Genomic DNA, 22,990 nt, shown 5'->3' on the forward strand with positions numbered 1-22,990 from the left:
GCCTCTCCTATTCCGCGCTCACTTGAGTACCGTCAGAAATTGGCTCAGTGAACCACACCAATCGGTCAGTGCCGTTTTCAACCTGCGAGCGAAGCCCTAGGTATTGGTCCGTCGCACGCATCACACTCACTTCACCCTTATTCGCTTCAGGTGAGGAAAAGTCAAGATCAGGACCCGCAATACCATCACCGGAATTCAGCGTGAGGCCACTGAGTTTGCGCTCGACCTCTTTAGGCTCGATGCTGTTCGCTTGCGAAATAGCCTCTACCAGAGCAATGACTGCGTCATGGCTACGCACGTCTGCGTTACCTGCCACCTCGTCGAATGACGCATCTTCTGAGAGATTCTTGATGTTCTTGTCGTAGGTGAACTGGCGGGTTGCAGCTAGGAATGCTGACATTGAACGCCCCTGAGCATCAGCATTTAGCGCCAACGTGTCATTCCACTGGTTTCCCACCGTACGCAGCTGCGGTGTCACGCTGCCCCCTCGCTCAAGGAGAGTTGCCGAAAACGTAGGGCTTATCGCCTCAGGAGTCATGAGGATCGGCACGGAGACTCCCCGCTGCTGCAGAGCTGCAACAATCGTCGCTTGCAGCGCTGGGTTCCCGCTTATCAAGAGCGCATCGGCCGGATCCTCAACTGGTTCTTTTTTAGGTTCGTCTTCGTGTTCGCCTCCACCGTAGGCCCCACCAGCAAGTGCGTCGGTTCCCGTACGGTGAACAAGAGTGTCCACAAAAGCTGGGAGTTCAGTACCTGATTTATAAGCGACCCGGTCATCAATACGAACCCCTTCAGGTAACGTCGAACCCGCATCGACAAAAAGCGGGTGACGATACTCAGAGAGAACGCTCTCAAGCTTTTCTGCGTTGTCTGTCTCCGCACTGTCGAGGGACCAGACACTTTCTGAACCCTTGGGAGGCTGGGCGTAAGGCAGAATAACCGGCACCCCAGCTTCTGCCGCTGCCTCGATTGCACCGCCCAGGTGCTTTCCCGAACTTGCCAACACAATCCCAGCGACATCTTCGTCAATGAGTGCATCAACCGCTTCTTTGCCACCCGCAGAAGTGCCCCGATCGTCTTCGGTAACGAGCTTAAGTTGCGTCCCACCCAACGCGAGTCGTTGTTGTGCTACACGTGCTCCTTCAGCCGCAGCCCGCCATTCAGCCCCTTCAGCCGCGCCTGAACCGGCAGTGACGATGATGCCGATTTTTACCCCCTTCGGCAGATTCGCTTTGGAAAGAGCCACGGGAACCGTTGCCGCGATCGGGTCAGGTTTAGGTTGGGAACGAGGAATCCAGAGGAAAACAACCACAAGCACAACGGCGACCACGACCGCCACAGCGCTAATGAGTGAAACAAGCAGTTTCCGGCTCATTTGTCGCCTCCTTTTACGTGGAATGAATAAATGGTCTGCGAAGTTGCTCCCGCGGCAATATCTAGATGAAATGCGGGAAGCTCAGCCACAGACTCGATCGATGCCTGAAACTGCGCCTGACGCAACCTCAACCCGGCGATATCGTCGGACCGCACGTTGGCGAAACCTGAAGCTCGTTGAGACGCGAGTGCAAGTTGATAATCCGCGGTGTCGGACTGGGCGGCACTCTTCGACATTGCCCCCAAGATTCCCGATCCCTTGACCTTCGGATCCCCAAGGTCAAGCACAACCTTGCTCAAGCTTTCTGCAAGCATGGCAGATGCTGCCGTCACGTTCTGCGTCGATCTGTCAGTGCTAGCTGCAATGTGCTCCAGCGCGCTTATGGTCTGCTTGTCGAGGGCCTCGGTGGCTTTGAGCTTTGCATCGTTGAGCTTTGCCTTTTGTCCATCAATCTGCGTTTTGCCCTCGGTGCGTACCTTCTTCGAAGCAGCAGCGAGACCGTCGATGGTGAGATTAAATGATTCAACTAAAGAATCGCGACCGCGAGTGACACGCTGATGCACAACGCTAATCCGTTCATCAAGGTCTTCTGAAATAGTGTCGTTCGCTTCACCAGCATGGTCTTGAAGGGAGTCGGTCAAGGAATCAGAGACGTGCTCCTGATTAACCTTGATTTCGCCCAGCTTCAAGCCAAGATCGTCATATTTCTCGTCAGCATCATCTTTAAGTGCCCTCAGCTCTGATTTGATTCCCTGGAAGCCGGGGCTACCGACCGAAGTCTTTAGCGCGCTGAGCTTGGTACCAAGTTTGGCAAGGTCATCCTGAAGCTGAGTCAAGGGCGCGTCTTTCAGTGGGATCGCCGCGACTACTTGATCCCAAGCCGCCCTCTGATCATTACGTTGCTTTTGGAACGTGCCCTCAGCCGGAATCAGGCTTGGATCTTGCGGTGTGTGATCGCACTTCGTATCGGTCAAGTAGGCCCGCAATTGCTCGGCAGTCACGGGATCAATACCGGAGGAACAGATAAGAGCAGCGAGTGCCTGTTGTTGCTGGTCTACTTCACCGCCATTTTTTAGCGCGTCTCTGTTATTTGCCGCGTTCTCTTGAAGCGCGGCGAGACTGGCGGCCTGCGAATTCGCACTACCTAGCGCGATGTCAATTTCATTCCAGGTGCTCTCGTCAATCACGCCCGCATCCAACTTGGTAATAAGCCCTTCAAGACCACTCAGAGTCGTTCCAAGTTGCCCATGCAGGCCAATTGCATCGTTCACCTTCTGACCGTCGAGCTCGTCTAAAATGTCTTGGCTGTCAGCCACAAACTGCATCAAAGCACCACTGATAACACCCTTTGCTTCAAAGAGTGAGCAGGTCATCGATGTCTCTACGCATGCATCCGCATCGGGCACTTCAGGTCCGAGAAGGGCATTAATCTCTTCGACCACCTGATCTCGGCAGCTGGCGTTGGCCTTCGAGTACCCATCCAACAATCCCGATAATTGCAAGATCGTCGAGAAAAGTGTCCCGCTCGCCTCGCTCGTTTTCACCTTGGCCAAACAACCGGATCCGTCCAAGTAGCTGGATGGATGACCTGTTGTGGTGCCCAGCATCGAGTTCATGGAAGACACGATCTCCGACAGCTGCGATGTCATGGCCGATTGCGTAGATTTCACGGATCCATTAAGAGTGCCCTCAAGCGAGGTGAGCTGCTCACTCAAGGCGCTCATTTGTTCAGTCAAAGATGTACTGCTGCTGCGAAGCCGCTCAGCGGCACGAACGCCAAGGGTGCCCGACGTGTCATTCAGGTTCTTTCTCACTTCGGTAATCGTTCCACCCGCTCTCGCAAGCACTTCGTTCACCTCAGCAACAAGAGAAATCGCTTTCTGCTGCATGCCAATCTCAGAATTCGGGCCATTATTGAAGGCAGACGCGAGCACACCATCGAAGCTCAGATCACTCTGCAGTCCAGCTTGTACCGCGATATCAATATCGGGCACCGCAAAATCAGTCACGTTCGCAACTAGACGAAGAGTGGCGGTCGCTTCTGCATGCGGTGGCGCGAGCAGCGTAGCCCACTGCACAACTGTTCTACCATCAGCACCGACGCTCACCACTCCGTTAGTATTTGCAGCATCCTTATCGGCATCAAACACGAGCTCACCAGGGTCTACACCTTTGAGCGTTGCAGCTGCTGCAACGCTCAAAGGTGTGCCGACGAGCGCGGGGGCACTATAAGAGTGGCCAGCGGCATCAAACTCCACGTCACGTGAGGCAACAGTCAAGTTTTCCAACATGACCTCGATCTCGACTTGACCGGTGTAGCCTGCAAGGTCCTCTAGGTTTTCACCGGTCTTATCTCCGGCAAGATACCGAGTTGTCACCCTTACCGGAAGGTCGTTCACCACGTCGCGTGGCACATAGCTCGTTGCAGAAGAACTGGTCCTGCCTGCTATCTCATCAAGGTAGATGGCAGAACCATCAACTGCAGAAATTTTGCCGTTGGACCCCAGGCTGACACTCACTGATTGGAGCACCTTCGTCGGTTGGTCTACCTCTGCATTCAATAAGCTGCACGCTGGCGCAAAGGTAATACCAGCAATAGCCAGTCCAGCAATTACTATTCGAGCGCCACGTCTATGTAGCGTTGACCTTGTGTTTACTTTGTGTATAGAATTCAATTTTGTAGACTCAATTTCTCGAGATAAGCAAGCGCTGCTGCTGTTTGAATCGGGGGAGTTTTCTAAACTTGCTTGCGGTCAAAACAAAAACTTTTGCCTTGAAACAAAAACAAGTCTCAATACTCAAACATTCTAGAGCAAACTGTGAACAATTAATTTGCTTATGTTTTTAGTTGCAATGTAGCGTGATCCATTAGACCCTCCCCGGGTCTGACTTAAAGAACACTCAGGAGAATCTCTATGTCACGCGTACTTTCAACCCAACAAGCCAAAGATGCCATCAATCAGGTTAAGGCGATTATCACCGGTGGTCTTCAAGACGAGATCACAAAGCTTGACGGACAGGGCAAGGTTCTGTCGGATCCGAACGTCTGGGACGGCCCTCTCGCAATCAAGTTCCGCGGCGAAGTTTGGCCCGACACAAAGACGGCTCTCGACAACGTCAAAACGGAGCTCGATGGCCTGCGCGAGCAGCTCGACACCATCGCGCAGAATATCTTCACCGCCGGTGGTGCTTCCTAGGTAGACGCAGTTTCGGTTTGGATCGCGGACCTGTTCCGAGATCCAAACCGATTCTCTGCACCAAGAAGATTCCGAAAACGGCGTGGAGGCGGCAAAGCGCCGATAGCGTTCGATGAGGGTGTTGCGGATTCGCTCAAACTGGCGGCTTCTGACGCCGCGAGGGAACTGCGAGATCAAGCGAGCCCACGTCGAAAATTTGGCGAAGATGCCCTCGACGAAGCAAACAAAACTCGCTGAGTGACAAGTTCATGAAGATCAGCGACGTTTAGGCAAGACTTGTAACCCACTCACCTTCGATCCCTCTCGACCTTTTGATTCACGACCTTCACAAACACCCCGACGATGTCCTATCTGTCGAACAAAAGGACAGCGACTAGCTCCTCTCCTGCAGCAAAACTGAACACAGCTGGAACGGAGTCGTGAGGGTATATCTACGCAAGAACGTAGATGCTGAGACATCAATTCGAGCTATCGCAGATCACTACAAAGACAGCAGATTTGAGCTAAACGAGCATCACGACGTTGCTGGCGTCTATTGCCTCCAACTGATTGATGATGAGGCCGGGGGAAAGCTACCTTCTAAGCATTTTTGGCGCTGACTGGATCACCACCAGTTCAAGCTCCCGTGCTTTACGTTGCCCTAGGGCGTTAATCCCCACCGCGTTGCGCCCCCATGTTTCGAAGTGTGGGTCTACGCGATATATGCCTCACCTGAAAACAACTGTTGAGGGGCGCGAGAAGTAAGCTACTCTCGCGTAGTAATACTAAACGGCGAACTCATAAGATCCGTGAAGTTACCAACCGAAGCTCTCAGACTGCATGATGGTGTTACCGAGAGCGCCGTCACCACTAGACCATCTGAAGAGATCGCAATCGCTCCCGAGCAACTGTCCGAGAAGCGAACACCTGCTTCGCCTCCGGCTACCTGTTGCAACATCTGCGACGGAGTCCCGGTAGAGGGACTCTGGTAAAGCGGGTTTAGCTCATCAGCGCCACTCGGCCACACTGGCACAAGCGTGACCGTGACCGGCGTCTGGCTAACAAGCCTCTGTGGCGTAACAACGTTGATGTTTGTGAGCCGCTGCGATGGGTAAGCCGTTGAGATTGCGTCTGGATCGGTTATGGCAGCCGTAGTTGCAGAAGCGGCACCGCTTAACCATTCGCTCAGTTCAGAGGCATCAGCTACAGCAAACGGGAACTTGGCAGTGACCGTCTTTTGCCCATTTGCAGGAACCACTAAGCCGTCAAGTTTCCACCCACAGGTCACGTTTAGCCCAGTAGTTGAAGTCTGGTGTTTACTTACCTTTGCTCCATCCCACTCGACAGCCGGGCACGCACTTTTTTTACTCATTCCAGGGATAACCTCCAAGAAGGCACCCGAGAGCTCCGATTTCTGCGCCCCGTATGTCATCTCAACCGTAACGAGCCGAGTTTCTGGATCAAAACTTGCCTTACGCGATGTCGAAAGCCCTGTCGGCAAAATTTGATCTTGTTGGCTTGCATCCAGGGTTTCTGTAGCGACGGCTTCAGAGGGTTCCGACCCCCCCTCAAACATCCAGACCATACCAATCACAAGCGCTATCACAAGCACCAACCCGCTGCCTGCCAGCAACACCACTTTTTTGGTCAACCAGTCGGGGTATTTACCCTTCTCCGGTTCTTCGACAAGGGCGGCAGACCGTGGAATTTCACGTTTTGGCATTGCCCGAATCACAGTGTGCTGGCCAGCATCGCCGAGCTCAGGAAGGTCCTGAGAGAAGTGCGAGACGTGATCTGGAATCTCTTCAGCTTCTCGGATGAGGTCACTGCGCAACATTGTCGCAGGTCGCTCAATCTCTTCAAACGATTCAGTGACCGGCGCCGCAGTCAGCGCAGTCAGACTGGCAAACTGTGCAGCTAGATTGCGCAGTTCCGCTGCGGCGTCTCCCGCGCCGAGACGCTCGCGCGGATCCTTCGCAAGTAATCGGTTGACCGCGGCCCAAAGCTTTTCGGGCACTTCAAGCCTAGGGGGCAACGAAGTGACGTGCCGATAGGCAATAGTGAAATCGGTACCAGGTCCAGCGAATGGTGTTCGCCCTGCGAGCAATTCGTAGAGCATCACACCAGTCGAATAGACGTCAGCTGCCGGTGAGGTCTGACCGTGACTGATCAGTTCTGGGGCCATGTACTGGGGCGTGCCCAGTATCCCGGTGGTCTGCCGCTGTCGCTCGCTCACCACCGAAGCAATGCCAAAGTCAGTGACTCGCACTGTTCCGTTTTGGCCCGGTTGCCATTGCTCAGAGAGCAGCACGTTGTCGGGCTTTATGTCGCGGTGAGTCACGCCTCGCCCGTGAGCAACGGCAAGAGCATCAAGTACCTGCGCACAAAGCGTCATGGCCTCGGCAGCGGGGATTGGGCCTCCATCTGCTAGCAAGTCACGTAGCGATCCGCCCGGCACGTAATCCATGACAATCGCCAGCGTAGATCCTTCGACCACAAGATCTTGAACCGCAACTATGTTTTGATGACGTAACCCGATAAGAACCGAGCGCTCCCGGATAAACCGCTCAACCAGTTCAGGATCACTCGCGTGTTCAGTCTTGAGGATCTTCGCGGCAAAACTCGTTTTATCTGCGGTCGACTCAGCCAACCACACATCGCCGGCAGCGCCCGATCCAATCCGATCCACCAATCGGTAGGAAGCGCCGAGAGCAGCACCAGCGTGGGGTTGCGACATTGTGGATTCCTTTCACCCTCGACTATTCAGATGAGCCCTTGGGGAAGGTCAATTAGAGGAAGCTGCCGTCGCATTCCTCAAGCCGTCGAGTGGCCCCAATAATCCTATCTGTCAGTGGGATTATGTCTCCACTGAGCTGGCCGATAGCTGATCCCAAGGCGATAAGTCTGTAACTTGTCCCCACCCAAATCGCGTCTTCGTTTGCTGACCCGCCAGGCTGAGGGCGGCACAGCCCTCTACTCCCCAGCGATATACACCTTCCGAATGTGATCCTCCACGGTCCACCGCGTGCGCGACCCGGCAACGAGCCGCATCACATCACCGGGACCAACTTCGACGCTTCGATCCTCGTCGAGAAACTCAATCGAGGCCCCACCCGAGAGCACCACAAAGATCTCGTCCACCTCGGTGTCGACCACCGTGCCAGAGCGCAACTCCCAGATGCCGGTTTCGCAGCTGCCAATGGCACCGAGCTCGACGAAGCCCTGCCGCGGCGATCCTGAAACGGTCTCCTCAGGCGCGACCGATTCCAGCGGAACCGAGATCCCCAACCCGCTCACCCGAGCGTTCACCCCGTCAGCCAAAACCTCACTCATGAGTCAAATCCCAGGCCGAGCGCGTCGAGCGTCTTCAACAGCACGTTTCGCTCCCCGCGGTTGTGGTCGGCGCGGTTGAGCGCCCAGCGCGTCATGTTGATGCCCATGGAGGCAATGGGCTCAGGTGGGAACGGCAGCGGCATCTCCTTCACCATCTGCAGCTCGGTGCGCTCTGTCACGCGCCCCTCAAGGCGATCCACGATCACGTCTGCTGCGAAGTGCGTGGCGCCCACCCCGAGGCCAGTGAAGCCCGCGACGTACTGCACCCGGCCATCGTGCGCTTGCCCGAAGAACGCGCAGAAGCGTGTGCTGGTGTCGATCACGCCGGCCCAGCGGTGGCTGAACTTCACGCCAGCGAGCTGCGGGAAGGTCGTGAAGAAGTGGCTCGCGAGTTTGCGATGAGTCTCCATACGATCCTCGTGCTCGGCTTTGATCCGGCCGCCAGCAAAGTACACGGCGTCGTAGCCGCCCCAGAGAATGCGGTTGTCTTTGGTGAGACGCGAATAGTGGAACTGGTTCGCCATGTCGGCGAGGCCCTCGCGCCCCTCCCAGCCGATCGAAGCGAGTTGCTCATCGGTCAGCGGCTCCGTCATCAGCACGTAGTCATACACCGGCACCGTGTGGAAGGTGTAGCGCTTCAGCAGCGACGGGAAGACGTTCGTGCACAGCGCGACGCGCTCCGCGCTCACAGTGCCGTGTGTGGTGGTCAATTGGATGGGCTCGTCGGACTGCCCTTCGAGACCGGTCACCCGCGTCTGTTCGTGGATCTCCACGCCGATCTCTGCAGCGTGGCGCGCGAGTTCGGCCACCAGCTTTGCCGGGTGCAGGTTCGCGTTGTCGCGCGGTGAGAACTCGCCACCCAAGAAGGTCGGCGACTTGATGCGCTGCTGCGTTTCTTCGGCGTTCAGAACAACGTGGTGAGGATCATCGCCCTCCTCCAGCCACTCAACCTGGTGCGGCTCGTTCGCGATCGACAGCTCGCCCGTGCGCTCGAAGTCCACATCGAGCTTGTGCTCAGTGACGAAGCGCTCGATGGCGTCGAGGTTCTCGTACCCGAGGCGGCGCAAGGTGCCGACCTCGTCGGGCCAGCGGGCCTCGGCATTCGGCTCACCGTGACTGATGCTCGCCTCGCAGAAGCCACCGTTGCGACCGGACGCCGCCCAACCTACGCGCTTCGCCTCAAGCAGCAGCACCCGACGCTCGGGGTGCTCGGTCTTCAGTTTGATCGCTGTCCACAGGCCCGCGTAGCCGCCGCCAACGACCACGTCGTCGGCCATCTTGCCGCTTTCGAGTGCGGGGTAGCGCGCAGCCGTATCGGCGACGTCTTCGATCCAGAAGCAGCCGAGCTTGGTGTCGCGAAGTGCATCGTCGACAATCTTCGCTGCTGGTCGATGTGTTTCAAAGATGGTGGGTTCCATGGTGTCCTCGTTTGTCGTGTCCTCATTGATCCTCGCACAGAGAGGGTTCGATGTAAACGGAAATGTCAATGACGTTGACATTCTGTTTAGTGGTACAAAAAAGGAGGCCCGGATCCCGAACCTCCCTTGACGCTACTCGCTCGGCGGCTTCATAATCGCCCCAACAGCAAGACCGAACGCAACTCCCGCCGGCACCCACAGCCAGAACGTGGTTAGGGCCCCGAGAATCACACCCATCACTGTCCCCATCACAACGCCGACGATGATCTGCTTCCGCCTCGCAGCGGGGCTCACCTCTTGGTTCTTATCGTCGCGTTTGTTCTTGCCTTTGGAGACCGGCTTATTGCTCATGACTCCAGCCTACGCGCCGCCTCGCGGTCCGCCTCATCGAGCTGCTGAAGTGCCAGGATCTGCTCAGCGCTCTCACCTCGCGCCTCCGCGATGCCGACAAGCCGTCCCATCGCCCGGGCGATCTTCGCGGGACTGAACGACGGAGCCGCGCCCGCGGCGAGCAGCACGGGCTCGATCTGGTCGAGCAGTTCGGTGTCAGCGTCAGGCAACAGCTCAGCTTCCCATTCTCGCCAGGCACGCTGCACGCCAGTCTTGTGGCAGAGCGCGCGCACCCGGTCGTCAGCAAGCTCCACGACCTCGAGACCGTTCTGGTCACTCAGCCGAACGACGGTGCGTTCCGTTTGCAGGTCAGCGATGGGTCCGAGCTTTGCCGCGGCGGGGCCAAGTCGATCGTGAAGCAGCGTGATCACCGCCTCGGGCATCTCATCGGACGCGGGCCAGAGCGTCTCCTTATTGCCCGCATCACTCTTCTTTTTGAGGTGCCACCCGGCATCTTTACCACCGCTGCGCACGCGAAGTGCCATGCGAAGTCGCGCCAAATCACCCTCGGGCGTATCGAAATAGGTGGCCTTCAGCTCGTGCACCACCGGATCTGCGGCGGTGAGACCAGCCACAGCAAAATCGTCGCCGTGTGGCAGCTCTGCCACAACGTCGACCTCATACTTGCGCTCAATCTCGAGGGACTCAACTGCAATCTGATTCTCCACGTTGCCAGCTTAGGCCTTTTTCTAGCGCTGTTTTCCCGCGAACCAGACGATGCCCGCGCCCGCTGCTACCACCAGGGCGATGCCCAAGCTCGCCGGGAGCGTCAAAACTTGGCCCAGGATCAGCACACCAAGCAGTGTGCCGAGCACCGGATCAAACGCAAAGAACACCCCGAGCACCCTTGCCGAAGTCAGACGCCCAGCCATCGTGTCGACGGTGAAGGCCAGCGCCGTGCCGAGCAGGGCCGAAAGCACTAGAAGCCCCCACTGCTCCGGCCGGATCAGCGGTACCGCGGGAACCGAGAACGGCAGGGTCAGGATCGCCGCCACCGCAACAGACAGCGCCACGGCAGAGAGCCCGCCACTCGACTGGCCAATTCTTGCGGCGAGCAGTGTGTACAGCCCAAAGCAGGCACCCGCGGCCGCGGCAAAGATGAGGCCGAGCGTGTCAAAGGGGCCCCCGAAACCCGCGATCAGCGCGACACCGGCGAGCGCGGCAAGGGCCAGCAAAATCTCGCGCAGCCTCCGCGAGGCCGCCAGCGCGACGAGGCAGGGGCCGAGAAAGTCGATCGTCGTCGCAATGCCAAGCGGGATCCGCTCGATCGCAAGATAGAGGAAGCCATTCATGGCGGCCATCGCGGCACCGTACAGAATGATGCTGATCCACTCGCGGCGCGAGCGCCCTCGCAGCCGCGGTCGAAAAATGATCAGCAGAAAGACTGCTGCCACTGCGAGCCTGGCCGAGCTCGTGCCGAGCACCCCCAGGGTGTCGAACAGTCCGAGAGCAATCACCGCCGAAAGCTGCATGCCGAGCGACCCGACCAGCACGAGCAGCATCGCTCGAATCGTGGCCGCTCTCGCGAAGTGTTGGGGTGAGGTCATCCTGCCAATTCTAGGAGGTGCCTCGCGGGATCGCGGATCCTGAGCCACCTCAAACACACTACGATTCCGATTCATCGCCGGACCCGCATCCCACTGCCGAACCTGCATTCTATCGCCGAACCTGCAGTCCCCCGCTGCCGAACCCTCACCCCATCGCCGAACCCTCACCCCATCGCCGAACCTGCACCCCACCGCCGAGCCTGCACCTCATCGCCGAACCCGCAGTCGCGGACGGCAGGCTCGACAACAAGATGCAAGCTCGACGTCGAGGCTCCTGCCGGGGAGTCCCCCACTCCAATTCAGGCAGTGATTTCAGACCGCAAATATCGCTACACTGGCCGGGTGAGCGCGCAGGATGAGGCCATTGGACGAGCGACACAAGCCTGCGCCGAGGCAGCCAACAATCTCACCCAGGCAGGCATCCGGCCCGAAACCCTCGCCACCTACATCCCGCCCCGCAAGGCGTTCCTGCGCACGAAACCCGCAAAGTTCGAACCACTCGGCGAGGTCTGGCGACTCGGCACGCTGCTACTCACTAGCAGCGGGGATCTCTACGCAGCAGGATCCGCCACCCGATCCGCCGAGCGCGGCCGCCCCGGTTACCAATCAAACTCACGCGAGGAGCGCCGCGAGATCGCAGCCGCTGCGCTGAAGGCCGGCTACCCAATCGGAACCCCGGTGAACTACGACGCGATCCCGCTCCCCTTGAACCAAGAAACGCTCACGCACACAGCAGAAGACCTCCCCCTCGCGCTGAGCGAAGGGGAGGTCCGAGTCCGCTGGAGAGCGGGTGCCCCCATACAAGGAGCACAAACCCTGCAGAGCTACCTCGCCGAGCGAGTCACCCTGCTGGTCGAAAAGGCCTAGCGGAAGGCCTGCTCGCCGGTCAGCACCTGACCGAGCACGAGCGTGTGCATCTCAACGGTGCCCTCGTAGGTGAGCACCGACTCCAGGTTGTTCTGGTGGCGAATCACGGGGTACTCGAGCGAGATACCGTTTGCACCGAGGATGGTGCGCGAGGTGCGGCAGATCTCGATTGCCTCGCGGACGTTGTTGAGCTTGCCAATGCTGACCTGCTCCGGACGCAGCTTGTCGGCGTCCTTGCGACGTCCGAGGTGCACGGCCAGCAGGTAACCCTTGATGTACTCGAGCGACATGTCGGCGAGCTTCTGCTGCGTGAGCTGGAACGCACCGATCGGCTTGCCGAACTGCACACGGTCGATCGAGTACTGGCGAGCAGCCTCGAGGCTCGAACGCGCGGCGCCGAGTGCGCCCCAGACGATGCCGTAGCGGGCCTCGTTCAGGCAGGCGAGCGGTCCCTTGAGGCCGCGAGCCTCGGGCAGCATCGCCGACGCGGGCAGGCGCACACCGTCGAGCACGAGCTCGCCGGTGGCCGAAGCGCGAAGCGACATCTTGTGTTTGATCTCGGGAGCCGAGAATCCGGGGGTGTCCGTCGGCACGACGAAGCCGCGCACGCCGTCCTCGGTCATGGCCCACACAACGGCTACGTCAGAGTAAGGAGCGTTCGAGATCCACATCTTGCGACCGTCAAGAATCCAGTCGTCACCGTCGCGGCGGGCCTTGGTGGTCATGCTGCCGGGATCCGAGCCCACATCGGGCTCGGTCAGACCGAAGCAACCGATCAGGTCGCCGGCGGCCATGCCGGGCAGCCACTGCTGCTTTTGCTCTTCCGATCCCCAGCGCCAGATCGCAAACATCGCGAGTGAGCCCTGCACCGACACCAGCGAGCGCAGCCCCGAGTCAGTTGCCTCAAGCTCGAGGCAGGCAATGCCGTACTCGGTCGCCGTCATGCCTGCGCAGCCGTAGCCCTCGAGGTGCATGCCGAGCAGCCCGAGCGAACCGAGCTCCTTGGTGAGCTCGCGAATGTTCGGGATCTCGCCCTTCTCAAACCACTCCGCGATGTACGGCTCAACACTCTTGTCGAGCATCTGACGCACCGAGGTGCGGATCATCTTCTCGTCTTCGGTCAGCAGGTCGTCAAGCGAGGCGGGATCCGCGGGGTTCAGTGCGGGAAGTTTGGTCGGATCAAAATGGCTCATAGTTCCACTCCTGGTTGTTGGATTGCTAGGGACAAGATTCTGCAGCCTGCCCGCGCCACCGTTGACAGCGAAGCTTGACTACAAAAACCGTAACATTTTCCAAACAACCAGGACTGTCACTTTTGCCTAGCGGTTACTCACCTTGCCGGTCAAAGATGCTATCGGGGCGAGCACCAGTGGCCGGGCCAGGAAGACCGCAGCAACCGTCACAAACAGCCCGGCAGCGAACCACCAGAAGCCCACCCAGTTCACGTCGTCCGTGCCAGCGAACATGTGATTCAGGTTGCGCAGCGCACCGGTCTTGAACACGAGGAACACGTGGATCAAGATGAACACCACAAAGAACAGCATGGTCGGGAAGTGGATCGCACGGGCCAGAGGAGCCGGGTAAACCTTGTTCAGCTTCTCCGCCTTCGCGGGCCACCACTCGCTCATGCGCAAGCCCGTGATGATCGCGAGCGGCGCCGCAATAAACACCACCAAGAAATACATGATCTGCTGCAGCGAGTTGTAGTTCACCCAGCCATTCTCAAGCGGCCAGTCGAGCGTCAGGTACTGCAGCAGCGCTGAAGCAGCGTTCGGGAAGACCTCCCACGAGGTCGGCACGATTCGCGCCCAGTGCCCGGAAACAAACAGCAGAACGATGAACACAACACCGTTCAGAATCCACAGCACGTCGAGCGAAGTGTGGAGCCACAGGTTGATGCTGATCTTCTTGCCGACCTTTTTAGGCGTCCAGAAGGCGGGCGGCTTCTGCTGCTGCCGCACCTGCAGGCCCGAGCGAATAATCAGCACCATCAAGAAGATGTTGAGGAAGTGCGACCAGCGCGCCCAAGCGGGGAACCCAGGCTCGGCAACATCAGGGATGTGGTACTCGCCCGGATACTGCTTCATGAACTCGGGCACACCAGGCAAGGTCGTGACGCCGCGAGCGGCAAGCACAATAATGCCAGCGGCGAGGATCGCCCCGATCACTCCCCAGACCCCAAACTTGATCCACTGCGACAGCGGTCGCGATCCGATCATGCGCGGCTCGCGCGCGGGCTTGGCGGGTTTCTTTGCCTCGGGGGTGACGGGCGCGGCTGCAGGTTTGACGGCAGGCTGAACCTCGGCAGACTGCGCCGCGTGTGCCGCAGCTGGCTGGGCCGGTTCGGCAACAGAGGGCGCCGGATCGGCCTGCGCATCGACAACCGGAGCGGGCGCAGGCACAGCCACAGGCACGGGATCCTGCACAACCGAGGCGGGCGCCGCGGTCTCGGGTGCGGCCGCACCGTGAACTGCGGATGCAGCGATCTCAGGAGCAGCTTGCTTCCCGGCAACCACTCGCTGAACCGTCGCCGTTTCGGCGGCGGGCCACGGGTCTCCTCCCGCTACGCGCGGCAAGCCGCGGCGCAGGCCGACTTCCTCAGAAACGGTCTCGGCAGCGATACCTGGTGCGGCAGAGATGGGCGCGGTCGCGGCGGTCGCGGCGGTCGCGGCGGTCGCGGCGGTCGCGGCTGGAGCCTTAGTTGCAGTTGCTTCCACCGCTGCAGGGGCTTGCTCCGTTACGGTGCTCGCAGGGGCAACCGAGGGAGCCCCCGCAACCGGCTGCGCGCCGTTAATCGCAGCCACTGCTGCGCCTGCAACTTCACCGGCGGCAGGCCACGGCTCGCCACCGGCAACCCGGGGCAGACCACGACGCAGAGCAATAGCCGGTCCGGCGGCCGCACTGGGCACGGCCGCGCTGGGCACGGCAGCGCTGGAAGCGGCGACGCCGGGCGAGGCCACACCGGACACAGCAGCGGTCGCCGCCGCGGCAACGCCATCGACTACCGCGCCACCTGCGGGCTCCGGGCTCGCCGAAGCTGCAGGGGCAGCGTCAACCGCGGGGAGTTCAGGAGCCACCGGATCCTGAGCCACCATCGCAGCCGGGGCAGCCGAAGCCACCACGGCACCCTCGACGTCGGGCCAGCCGGGCCCGCCCGCGACGCGCGGCAGGCCCTGCCGGATGGTCTGCTGGTACGTCGCCACGAGACTAGGCCTTCGCTTTTTCGATCTCGGCAATCAGCTGCGGCACAACGGTGAAGAGGTCACCCACGATGCCGAAGTCGGCGATACCGAAGATCGGCGAGTCACCGTCTTTGTTGATCGCCACGATGGTCTTTGCGGTCTGCATTCCAGCGAGGTGCTGGATCGCGCCCGAGATGCCAACGGCAATGTACAGGTTCGGTGAGACCTGCACGCCGGTCTGCCCGACCTGGAATGACTGAGGAACATACCCCGCGTCAACCGCCGCTCGCGAAGCGCCAACCGCGGCACCAAGAGAATCAGCGAGCTGCTCCACGAGCTCGAACTTCTCTTTCGAGCCGAGTCCGCGGCCGCCAGACACGACCTTGGCGGCACCACGAAGCTCTGGGCGTTCACCGCCGCTCTCAGCAGCCTCAACCGCGCCGCGGTCAGCCGCGGGCTTGCCGCTGGCTGCAACCTCGAGCTCGACGATGTTCGCGGGCTGCGCGGTCGCGCGCGCCTCGATCACACCCTGTCGCACGGCGATGACGGGGGCACCCCAGGTCACGGCCGACGACACGTTGTAGGCCCCGCCATACGAGGAGTTGCTCGCGATGACGCCCTGCTCGTCACGGGAAACCCCGATCGCATCAACGATCAGCCCGGAGCGAGTGCGCGCCGCGAAGCGAGCAGCAGCCTCACGGCCCTCAACGGAGTGCGAGACGAGGATCGCGTCCGGCTGCACAAGGGCAGCCGCGGCAGCGAGAGCATCAGTTGCACCCAGCGAAACCGTCGTCGACGCGTCTGCGCGCAACACCGTGGTTGCGCCCAGCTCGGCCGCGGCGGTAGCGGCAGCCTCGGAACCGAGCACCAGCGCGACAGGAGTTCCCAGCGTTGAAGCGGCACCCAGCAGGGCAGCCGACGACTTCGCGAGCGAGCCCTCGGGAGTGGTGTCAAGCAGCACCAAAATTGAATCAGCAGCAAAACTCATGACTGTGCTCCTCCCTAGACCAGGTGGTTCTCTACGAGGAAGGCAGCCAGCTTGGCAGCCGCGTCACCCTCATCGGTAATCTTTACGCCGGCGGCGCGCGGCGGGCGCTCGGTGATCCCGAGCATGATTGCCCGCGATGCAGACATGTCTTCGGCGTCGATCCCTAAATCTGACAATGAGAGCACCTCAAGCGGCTTCTTTTTTGCCGCCATGATCCCCTTGAAATTCGGGAACCGTGCGTCGGGCAGCGCCTCGGTAATCGAGACTACGGCTGGCAATGGCGCAGTGATCTGCACAGTCGCATCGTCAGAAGCGCGAACGCCCGAAACCCCGTCAGCGCCAATCGTGACTTCGCTCAGGTTCGTTGCGTTCGGAACATCAAGAAGTTCGGCGACCATCGCCGGCAACACGCCACCCATTCCATCGGTTGACTGGTTGCCGGCGATGACCAGGTCAAAGCCAATACGCTTCAGTGCGGCGGCGATCACTTCGGCTGTTAAGCCTAGGTCCGCCCCTGTCAGGCCCTCGTCAACCACGTGCGTGGCCGATCCTGCACCCATTGCGAGACACTTGCGGATCGAGGCGGTCGCCCCCTCCGGCGCAACGGTGAGCACCGAGACCTCGGTTCCCTCGTTTGCCTCGGCGTAGCTCAGTGCAACCTCAAGAGCACGCTCACCGATTTCATCGGTGACGTTCTCTGATGCACCGCGCTCAGCCAAACCAGTTTCCAGGTTCAAGGTGCGTTCTCCGTAGGTGTCAGGCACCTCTTTGACGAGTACGGCGATCTTCATTGACGGGCTCCACCCTCACTCTTGCGTATCGGATTGTTGTGATCGTTCAGCAGTTACTTGCGGCCGGTAACGGCGCGCGCGACGATCTCGCGCATAACCTCGTTTGTGCCGCCGTAGATGCGGTGGACGCGAGCGTCCAGGAACGCGCGAGCGATCGGGTACTCCATAATGTACCCGTATCCGCCGTGCAGTTGCACGCCCTGATCGAGAATCTCCCACTCGCGCTCGGTGCACCAGAACTTCACCTTGGCAGCTTCCTCTGGGCTCAGTTGGCCCTTCTCATAGAGCTTCATGGCGCGGTCGATGAACGCCCACATCACGTCAACCGTGGTTGCCATGTCGGCGAGGCGGAAGCGGGTGTTCTGGAAGTCTGCGACTGCCTGTCCGAACGCCTCACGGCTCTTCGTGTAGTCGAGTGTCCACTCGAGGGCTGCCTGGCCGACTGCCGCGCCAGCAACGCCAATGGAGAGGCGCTCAAGCGGCAGGTTCTTCATCAGCTGCACAAAGCCGTGGCCTTCTGCCCCACCGATGAGGTTTTCTTCCGGCACAAACACATCAACAAAGCTGAGCTCTGCGGTGTCGTGGCCCTGGAAACCCATCTTGTGCAGCTTCTTGCTCTGGTCGAAGCCCTCCATGCCCTTTTCAATGACGATCAGGCTGAAGGCGTCCGGGCGGTTACCCTCACCGGTCTTCACGAAGGTGACGATCATGTCGGCGGTATGGCCGCTCGAGATGAAGGTCTTTGCGCCGTTGACGATGTAGCCGCCGTCAACCTTTTTGGCCGTCGTCTTCACAGCACGCAGGTCGCTACCCGCGCCGGGTTCGGTCATTGCAAGGGCGCCGAGGATCTCGCCCGTTGCCATACCCGGCAAGAACTTCTGTTTCTGTGCATCGGTACCAAAGTGGGCGATGTAGGGGATCGCGAGATCATCCTGGATACCGGCGGCACCGGCGAGGGAGGATCCAGCGCCCGCTCGAATCAGCTCTTCCATCACAACGCTGCGGAAGCGGTAATCCATCAGCATTCCTGCACCGCCGAACTCCTCGGGCACAGAAAGACCGATGATCCCGTGCTCGCCAGCTGCCAGCATCGTGGCACGGTCGACTTCACCGTCTTCGTCCCACTGCTTCATCTTCTCTGCAGTAACGTACCGCTTGATGAATTCCTTGACCATCTCGCGAAACGCGTCGTGATCCTCATTAAAAATATCGCGCTGCATTGCACTTCCTTTCGGTATTCAGCTCACATCACAATTATGGACAGTCTGACACCTGACCGCACGGCAAGTGTGCACTACCTACAAGCGTACGGGTGTGCAGTGACTGCAAGATGAGCAAGAGTGCCCTGGAGAGGAATCGAACCTCCGACACCTTCTTTAGGAGAGAAGTGCTCTATCCACTGAGCTACCAAGGCGGGAGCCGCGTTTGCGACCCCTGAGAGTCTAGCAGTGGCCTGAGCCCACTAGTGCCCACCTCGATGGCGAATGCCCACCTTAACTGCACGCAGATAAGGTGGGCGATTGCGAGAAAGGTGGGCACAAGCACGGCCTCAACACTCGCACCGCACAGAAAAGGGCCCGGTCCACAACCGTGAACCGGGCCCTCAAAACCTATGTGCGCTTAGCCGAAGCGAACCACTCCGTCGGGAGCACCATCGATGAAGGCACTCGCTACAACAGTCTGGTTACCGCCGAAGCCGCCGTGAACAGCCTGGCCATTGCCGATGTAAACAGCAACGTGACGACCCGACCAGATGAGCACGTCACCAGGAGCGTATGCGCCGTCGGTGATCAGCGAGCCACCGAGACCGGTATACTCCCCAATCTGGGTGCCGAGGTCACCGGCAGGAACACCAATTGCACGAAGCGAACGCTCGACGAGCGCGGTGCAATCCTGGAACTCACCAAGCTGCGCAAGCGCCGCGGTAACGATGCCCGAGGCACCAACACCAGCGGGAACATCTTTACCCGTGTAAGACGAAGCAGCCTTTGTTACCGAAGCCTGCTGAGCAGCCTGGGCGGCCTTTGCCGCGTCTGCGGCCTCTTTCTGCTCGCGCTCTTCCTTGAGGATCGCAGAGTCAACCGCACCGTCTGGTGTGGAAAGGGGGAGGATCGTCTCGTCAACATCGACGGTCTGAAGGGTCTGTGCTGCGGCGAAGCCGTCGGGAATTCCATCGACAGCTGGAGCAGTTGCATACGCGGGAAGAGCGAATGTACCGACCATGCCGAGGCTGAGCGCTGCGGCGCCGGCCATCTGCACGATTCGCTTGGCCTTCACCGAGGAGCGTCTGGATGGGTCTGCGGAGACTGCTACTTCGGTGTTTAGGGTCCGAGTCACGAGATAATCTGCCTTACGTTTTCGTTCTCACTTCACAAAAGAACGGCCCGTTTGAGCCGCGACCGTTCAAGAGTAACCGAAGATAACGCGAATGTCACGCTCAGGTCACGAAACGTACACGAAGCTTCAAGACCAAGGCTAGAAACAAACTTTCAAGGTATTCTTGAGGGTTGAATGTTCGCGGCGCCGCTTAAGGACGCCGCGAAACAGCCAGAAACTTAGATGACACCCTGTTCAAGCATCGCCTGAGCAACCGTCACAAACGCGGCGGAGTTTGCCCCCAGCACGTAGTCCCCAGGGCGCCCGTACCGCTCCGAGGCCGCGTACGTGGCCTCGTGCACGTCACGCATAATTCCGTGCAGTCGAGACTCGCTCTTTTCGCGATCCCAGCGCGACCGAGCAGCATTCTGGCTCATCTCGAGCGCAGAGGTCGCAACCCCACCGGCGTTCGCCGCCTTGCCGGGCGCAAACAGCACCCCGGCCGCTTGAAAGAGCTCAATCCCGTCGGGGGTCGTCGGCATGTTTGCGCCCTCGGCAACCGCCTGCACTCCCCCGGCGACGAGTGCGCGCGCGTGGCTCGCATTGAGCTCGTTCTGGGTCGCGCAGGGCAGAGCAACGTCACCGCGCACGTCCCAGACCGAGCCACTAGCCACAAAGTGCGATCCCGAACGGCGTTCTGCGTACTCAGAGATACGTGCCCGCTCTACCTCTTTAATCTGCTTGAGCAGTGCGAGGTCAATCCCGGCCTCGTCAACGATGTACCCGCTCGAATCAGACGCGGTAATGGCGGTTCCACCGAGCTGCTGCACCTTGTCGATCGCGTAGGTCGCCACATTGCCTGACCCCGATACAAGCACGCGCAGCCCGTCAATTCCGCGGCCCGCCCGCTGTAGCATTTCCTCGGCGAAGAATACGGCTCCGTATCCGGTTGCCTCTGTGCGCCCCTCGGCACCACCCCAGCCAACACCCTTGCCGGTAAGCACACCCGACTCATAGCGCTGCGTGATTCGCCGGTACTGTCCAAAGAGGTACCCGATCTCGCGCGCGCCCACACCAATGTCACCAGCGGGAATATCGGTGTCTTCGCCGATGTGGTGCACCAGTTCCATCATGAAGCTCTGGCAAAACCGCATGACCTCAGCGTCACTCTTGCCACTCGGGTCGAAGTCGGAGCCGCCCTTGCCCGCGCCGATGCGCTGCGAAGTCAGTGCGTTCTTAAAGATCTGCTCGAAGCCCAAGAACTTAATGACGGAGAGGTTCACACTCGGGTGAAATCGCAACCCACCCTTAAACGGCCCGAGCGCGGAGTTGAACTGCACGCGGAAGCCGCGGTTCACCCGAACGCGGTTGCTGTCATCAGTCCACGGCACCCGAAAAATGAGCTGTCGCTCAGGCTCGACCAGGCGATCCAGAATGCCCGCCTCAATAAAGTCGGGGTGTTCAGCGAGCACCGGTGTCAGTGTGTCCAACACCTCGTGCACGGACTGCAGAAACTCTGCCTCTCCCTTGCTTCGGTGCTCGACGACCTCTGCGACAGCGCGGAGATGGGCTTCAGGGGTGGGCAATGACAAGGTAGAACTCCTCGGTGTATCAACTCCATTGTGGGTCGCCCAATGAGGGCGGTGTGCCGCAGGTGCGGCGTGGTTATCTCAGGGGAGAGACAAAAATGTGTGCGGCGATTTCTGTATCGAGCTCGATGGCCTCGAACTCGCCCTCGACCTCAACTCGAACGTAATCGCCATTTCCTTGAAACGTTGCGGTGTTGCCGGGCTTCACGCCAGCGACGGCAAGCTGCCCGAGCAGTTCGGGATCAACCTGAGCCGGTTCAGCGAGCCGCCGAATTCTGACAGTGACCGGGCGGTCAGGATCGCCCAACAGCTCACCGATTCCCACGACGCCTGACTGGAATGAGCCAGCCATGCGGGCACCTAGCTCGCCGAGGCCCGGAATCGGATTGCCGTACGGGGACTCGGTGGGGTGATCCAGGATGTCGAGCAGTTTGCGCTCCACCCGCTCACTCATCACGTGCTCCCAGCGGCAGGCTTCTTCGTGCACGTACTCCCACTCGAGCCCGATCACATCAGAGAGCAGACGCTCGGCAAGGCGGTGCTTGCGCATGACGTGCACTGCCTTCGTGCGCCCCTCGGGGGTCAGCTCAAGGCGGCGATCATCGGTAACAACAACGAGTCCGTCCCGCTCCATACGCCCGACAGTTTGCGACACCGTTGGGCCAGAGTGGCTGAGTCGCTCAGAAATTCGAGCGCGCAGAGGAACGATTCCCTCTTCTTCTAGTTCGAGGATCGTGCGGAGATACATCTCCGTCGTGTCGATCAGATCCGCCATTTCCGCCTCTCTACGCCACTGTCCTTCGCCCAGCCTAGAGCATTCACACAAAATCACTGCGCAGTGTGACGCCTGACGCACACTTAGAATGGGCGTATGGCCGACATCATCATCCCCGCTGATCTCCTGCCCGCCGACGGACGCTTTGGTTGCGGTCCGTCCAAAGTTAGGGACGAGCAGCTCAGCTTTCTCGCCTCCCTGCAGCCAGGGGTTCTCGGCACCTCGCACCGCCAGGCACCCGTGAAGGATCTGGTCGGCAGCGTACGCTCGGGCCTCCTCGACCTGTTCCGGGCACCAGAGGGCTACGAGATCCTGCTCGCCAACGGTGGCGCAACAACGTTTTGGGATTCCGCAGTGCACTCGCTCATCGAGAACCGCAGCCAGCACCTCACCTTTGGCGAGTTCGGCGCGAAGTTCGCGAAGGCTGCAGCGGCAGCCCCGTTCCTTGAAGATCCCGACGTGCGTGCGGCAGACGCAGGATCACGCTCAGACGCTCTGCCGGTTGCGGGCGTCGACGTGTACGCGTACCCCCACAACGAGACCTCAACCGGTGTGATGACAGAGGTACGTCGCGTCGCAGGCGATGCGGGCGCACTCACCGTCGTTGACGCGACAAGTGGCGCGGGCGGCATCGACTTCGATGCCTCCGAGGTTGATGTCTACTACTTCTCACCACAGAAGAACTTCGCCTCCGACGGTGGTCTGTGGTTCGCGCTTGTCTCCCCCGCCGCAATCGAGCGAATCGAACGAGTCACTTCTTCCGGGCGCTACATTCCCGAGGCCCTCAACCTCGCGGGCGCGGTTGAGAACTCGCGCAAGAACCAGACACTCAACACGCCTGCGCTCGCGACGCTCGCGCTGATGGACGAGCAGGTGCGCTGGATCAACGCCAACGGCGGGCTGTCTTGGGCAGCTGCCCGCACTGCCGAATCCTCGAACGTGCTCTACGACTGGGCAGAACGATCCAACGTGGCAACACCGTTTGTGTCGAACCCGGATCACCGCTCGCAGGTCGTTGTAACAATCGACTTCGATGACAGCGTTGACGCTGCCGCGATCTCGAAGGCGCTGCGCGCCAACGGGGTTGTCGACACGGAGCCGTACCGCAAGCTCGGCCGCAATCAGCTGCGCGTCGCGACCTTCACCGCGATTGAGCCGGACGACGTGCGGGCACTCACGCGCTCCATTGACTACGTGCTCGAGCGCATAGGTTAGTTGTTCAGTTCATCCTGCGGGAGCGTGC

19 protein-coding genes and 1 tRNA gene are annotated in these 22,990 nt (G+C 60.0%); 3 read left to right on the top strand and 17 right to left on the bottom strand.

What is annotated here, in order from left to right:
- Nucleotides 1-7: 7 nt before the first annotated feature.
- A complete protein-coding gene (locus tag G7068_RS06850; RefSeq protein ID WP_166290518.1) occupies nt 8-1,375 on the bottom strand; it encodes an ABC transporter substrate-binding protein in 1,368 nt (455 codons plus the stop codon).
- Nucleotides 1,372-3,894: a hypothetical protein gene (locus tag G7068_RS06855; protein WP_166290520.1), complete on the bottom strand. Its 2,523-nt coding sequence runs from the start codon at nt 3,892-3,894 to the stop codon at nt 1,372-1,374. Before G7068_RS06855 ends, G7068_RS06850 begins: the two co-directional genes overlap by 4 nt.
- Nucleotides 3,895-4,290: 396 nt before the next feature.
- Between G7068_RS06855 and G7068_RS06860 the strand changes: the two genes are divergently transcribed.
- Nucleotides 4,291-4,572, top strand: a complete 282-nt coding sequence (locus G7068_RS06860; RefSeq protein WP_166290522.1) for a pyrophosphorylase — start codon at nt 4,291-4,293, stop codon at nt 4,570-4,572.
- 745 nt (nt 4,573-5,317) lie between these two features.
- Here the strand turns inward: G7068_RS06860 and G7068_RS06865 are convergent.
- The 6 genes from G7068_RS06865 to G7068_RS06890 all read right to left on the bottom strand — a co-directional run bounded on the left by G7068_RS06865 (nt 5,318) and on the right by G7068_RS06890 (nt 11,239).
- On the bottom strand, nt 5,318-7,288 hold the full coding sequence (locus G7068_RS06865; protein WP_166290524.1) for a serine/threonine-protein kinase: 1,971 nt from the start codon (nt 7,286-7,288) through the stop codon (nt 5,318-5,320).
- Nucleotides 7,289-7,524: 236 nt separating this feature from the next.
- Nucleotides 7,525-7,884, bottom strand: coding sequence for a cupin domain-containing protein (locus G7068_RS06870; protein ID WP_166290526.1), 360 nt, complete (start codon nt 7,882-7,884; stop codon nt 7,525-7,527).
- Nucleotides 7,881-9,302, bottom strand: a complete 1,422-nt coding sequence (locus G7068_RS06875; protein WP_166290528.1) for an NAD(P)/FAD-dependent oxidoreductase — start codon at nt 9,300-9,302, stop codon at nt 7,881-7,883. Before G7068_RS06875 ends, G7068_RS06870 begins: the two co-directional genes overlap by 4 nt.
- 132 nt (nt 9,303-9,434) lie before the next feature.
- The gene (locus tag G7068_RS06880; RefSeq protein ID WP_166290530.1) at nt 9,435-9,653 is read right to left on the bottom strand and encodes an HPP family protein; all 219 of its coding nucleotides are present in this window, start codon (nt 9,651-9,653) and stop codon (nt 9,435-9,437) included.
- Nucleotides 9,650-10,360 carry a CYTH domain-containing protein gene (locus G7068_RS06885; RefSeq protein ID WP_166290532.1) on the bottom strand — a complete coding sequence of 237 codons (711 nt, stop codon included), beginning with the start codon at nt 10,358-10,360 and terminating at the stop codon, nt 9,650-9,652. The genes G7068_RS06880 and G7068_RS06885 overlap by 4 nt, the downstream gene beginning before the upstream one ends.
- Nucleotides 10,361-10,381: 21 nt before the next feature.
- Complete coding sequence (locus G7068_RS06890) at nt 10,382-11,239, bottom strand: EamA family transporter (protein ID WP_244304751.1); 858 nt, start codon at nt 11,237-11,239, stop codon at nt 10,382-10,384.
- Between the two features lie 342 nt (nt 11,240-11,581).
- On the opposite strand from G7068_RS06890, the gene G7068_RS06895 reads away from it, so the two are divergent.
- Complete coding sequence (locus G7068_RS06895) at nt 11,582-12,106, top strand: hypothetical protein (RefSeq protein ID WP_166290534.1); 525 nt, start codon at nt 11,582-11,584, stop codon at nt 12,104-12,106.
- Here the strand turns inward: G7068_RS06895 and G7068_RS06900 are convergent.
- From G7068_RS06900 to G7068_RS06940, 9 genes are all read right to left on the bottom strand, one after another.
- Nucleotides 12,103-13,299 carry an acyl-CoA dehydrogenase family protein gene (locus G7068_RS06900; protein ID WP_166290536.1) on the bottom strand — a complete coding sequence of 399 codons (1,197 nt, stop codon included), beginning with the start codon at nt 13,297-13,299 and terminating at the stop codon, nt 12,103-12,105. The two genes, G7068_RS06895 and G7068_RS06900, sit on opposite strands and share 4 nt — an antisense overlap.
- A 126-nt stretch (nt 13,300-13,425) precedes the next feature.
- The gene (locus G7068_RS06905) at nt 13,426-15,309 is read right to left on the bottom strand and encodes a cytochrome b/b6 domain-containing protein (protein WP_244304752.1); all 1,884 of its coding nucleotides are present in this window, start codon (nt 15,307-15,309) and stop codon (nt 13,426-13,428) included.
- Between the two features lie 4 nt (nt 15,310-15,313).
- On the bottom strand, nt 15,314-16,276 hold the full coding sequence (locus tag G7068_RS06910) for an electron transfer flavoprotein subunit alpha/FixB family protein (RefSeq protein WP_166290538.1): 963 nt from the start codon (nt 16,274-16,276) through the stop codon (nt 15,314-15,316).
- A 14-nt stretch (nt 16,277-16,290) separates the two neighbouring features.
- Nucleotides 16,291-17,067: an electron transfer flavoprotein subunit beta/FixA family protein gene (locus G7068_RS06915; RefSeq protein WP_166290540.1), complete on the bottom strand. Its 777-nt coding sequence runs from the start codon at nt 17,065-17,067 to the stop codon at nt 16,291-16,293.
- A 53-nt stretch (nt 17,068-17,120) separates the two neighbouring features.
- Entirely contained in the window at nt 17,121-18,287 is a 1,167-nt protein-coding gene (locus tag G7068_RS06920; RefSeq protein WP_166290542.1) for an acyl-CoA dehydrogenase family protein, read from the bottom strand.
- A 121-nt stretch (nt 18,288-18,408) separates the two neighbouring features.
- A tRNA-Arg gene (locus G7068_RS06925) sits at nt 18,409-18,481 on the bottom strand.
- Nucleotides 18,482-18,687: 206 nt separating this feature from the next.
- On the bottom strand, nt 18,688-19,344 hold the full coding sequence (locus G7068_RS06930; protein WP_166290544.1) for an NlpC/P60 family protein: 657 nt from the start codon (nt 19,342-19,344) through the stop codon (nt 18,688-18,690).
- 278 nt (nt 19,345-19,622) lie between these two features.
- Nucleotides 19,623-20,975: an NADP-specific glutamate dehydrogenase gene (gene gdhA, locus G7068_RS06935; RefSeq protein ID WP_166290546.1), complete on the bottom strand. Its 1,353-nt coding sequence runs from the start codon at nt 20,973-20,975 to the stop codon at nt 19,623-19,625.
- Nucleotides 20,976-21,048: 73 nt separating this feature from the next.
- Entirely contained in the window at nt 21,049-21,747 is a 699-nt protein-coding gene (locus tag G7068_RS06940) for an iron-dependent transcriptional repressor DtxR (protein WP_166290548.1), read from the bottom strand.
- A gap of 96 nt (nt 21,748-21,843) precedes the next feature.
- Here G7068_RS06940 and serC point away from each other — a divergent pair, with 96 nt between their 5' ends.
- Nucleotides 21,844-22,962, top strand: coding sequence for a phosphoserine transaminase (gene serC, locus G7068_RS06945; RefSeq protein WP_166290550.1), 1,119 nt, complete (start codon nt 21,844-21,846; stop codon nt 22,960-22,962).
- Nucleotides 22,963-22,990 lie beyond the last annotated feature (28 nt).

This window comes from Leucobacter viscericola (assembly GCF_011299575.1).
Taxonomy (GTDB): domain Bacteria; phylum Actinomycetota; class Actinomycetes; order Actinomycetales; family Microbacteriaceae; genus Leucobacter; species Leucobacter viscericola.

Coding starts and splice junctions, on each gene's coding strand:
- G7068_RS06900 (WP_166290536.1), bottom strand. CDS start 13,299: ATGAGCCATTTTGATCCGACCAAACTTCCCGCACTGAACCCCGCGGAT.
- G7068_RS06870 (WP_166290526.1), bottom strand. CDS start 7,884: ATGAGTGAGGTTTTGGCTGACGGGGTGAACGCTCGGGTGAGCGGGTTG.
- G7068_RS06865 (WP_166290524.1), bottom strand. CDS start 7,288: ATGTCGCAACCCCACGCTGGTGCTGCTCTCGGCGCTTCCTACCGATTG.
- G7068_RS06910 (WP_166290538.1), bottom strand. CDS start 16,276: ATGAGTTTTGCTGCTGATTCAATTTTGGTGCTGCTTGACACCACTCCC.
- G7068_RS06890 (WP_244304751.1), bottom strand. CDS start 11,239: ATGACCTCACCCCAACACTTCGCGAGAGCGGCCACGATTCGAGCGATG.
- G7068_RS06860 (WP_166290522.1), top strand. CDS start 4,291: ATGTCACGCGTACTTTCAACCCAACAAGCCAAAGATGCCATCAATCAG.
- G7068_RS06880 (WP_166290530.1), bottom strand. CDS start 9,653: ATGAGCAATAAGCCGGTCTCCAAAGGCAAGAACAAACGCGACGATAAG.
- G7068_RS06875 (WP_166290528.1), bottom strand. CDS start 9,302: ATGGAACCCACCATCTTTGAAACACATCGACCAGCAGCGAAGATTGTC.
- G7068_RS06920 (WP_166290542.1), bottom strand. CDS start 18,287: ATGCAGCGCGATATTTTTAATGAGGATCACGACGCGTTTCGCGAGATG.
- serC (WP_166290550.1), top strand. CDS start 21,844: ATGGCCGACATCATCATCCCCGCTGATCTCCTGCCCGCCGACGGACGC.
- G7068_RS06940 (WP_166290548.1), bottom strand. CDS start 21,747: ATGGCGGATCTGATCGACACGACGGAGATGTATCTCCGCACGATCCTC.
- G7068_RS06915 (WP_166290540.1), bottom strand. CDS start 17,067: ATGAAGATCGCCGTACTCGTCAAAGAGGTGCCTGACACCTACGGAGAA.
- G7068_RS06850 (WP_166290518.1), bottom strand. CDS start 1,375: ATGAGCCGGAAACTGCTTGTTTCACTCATTAGCGCTGTGGCGGTCGTG.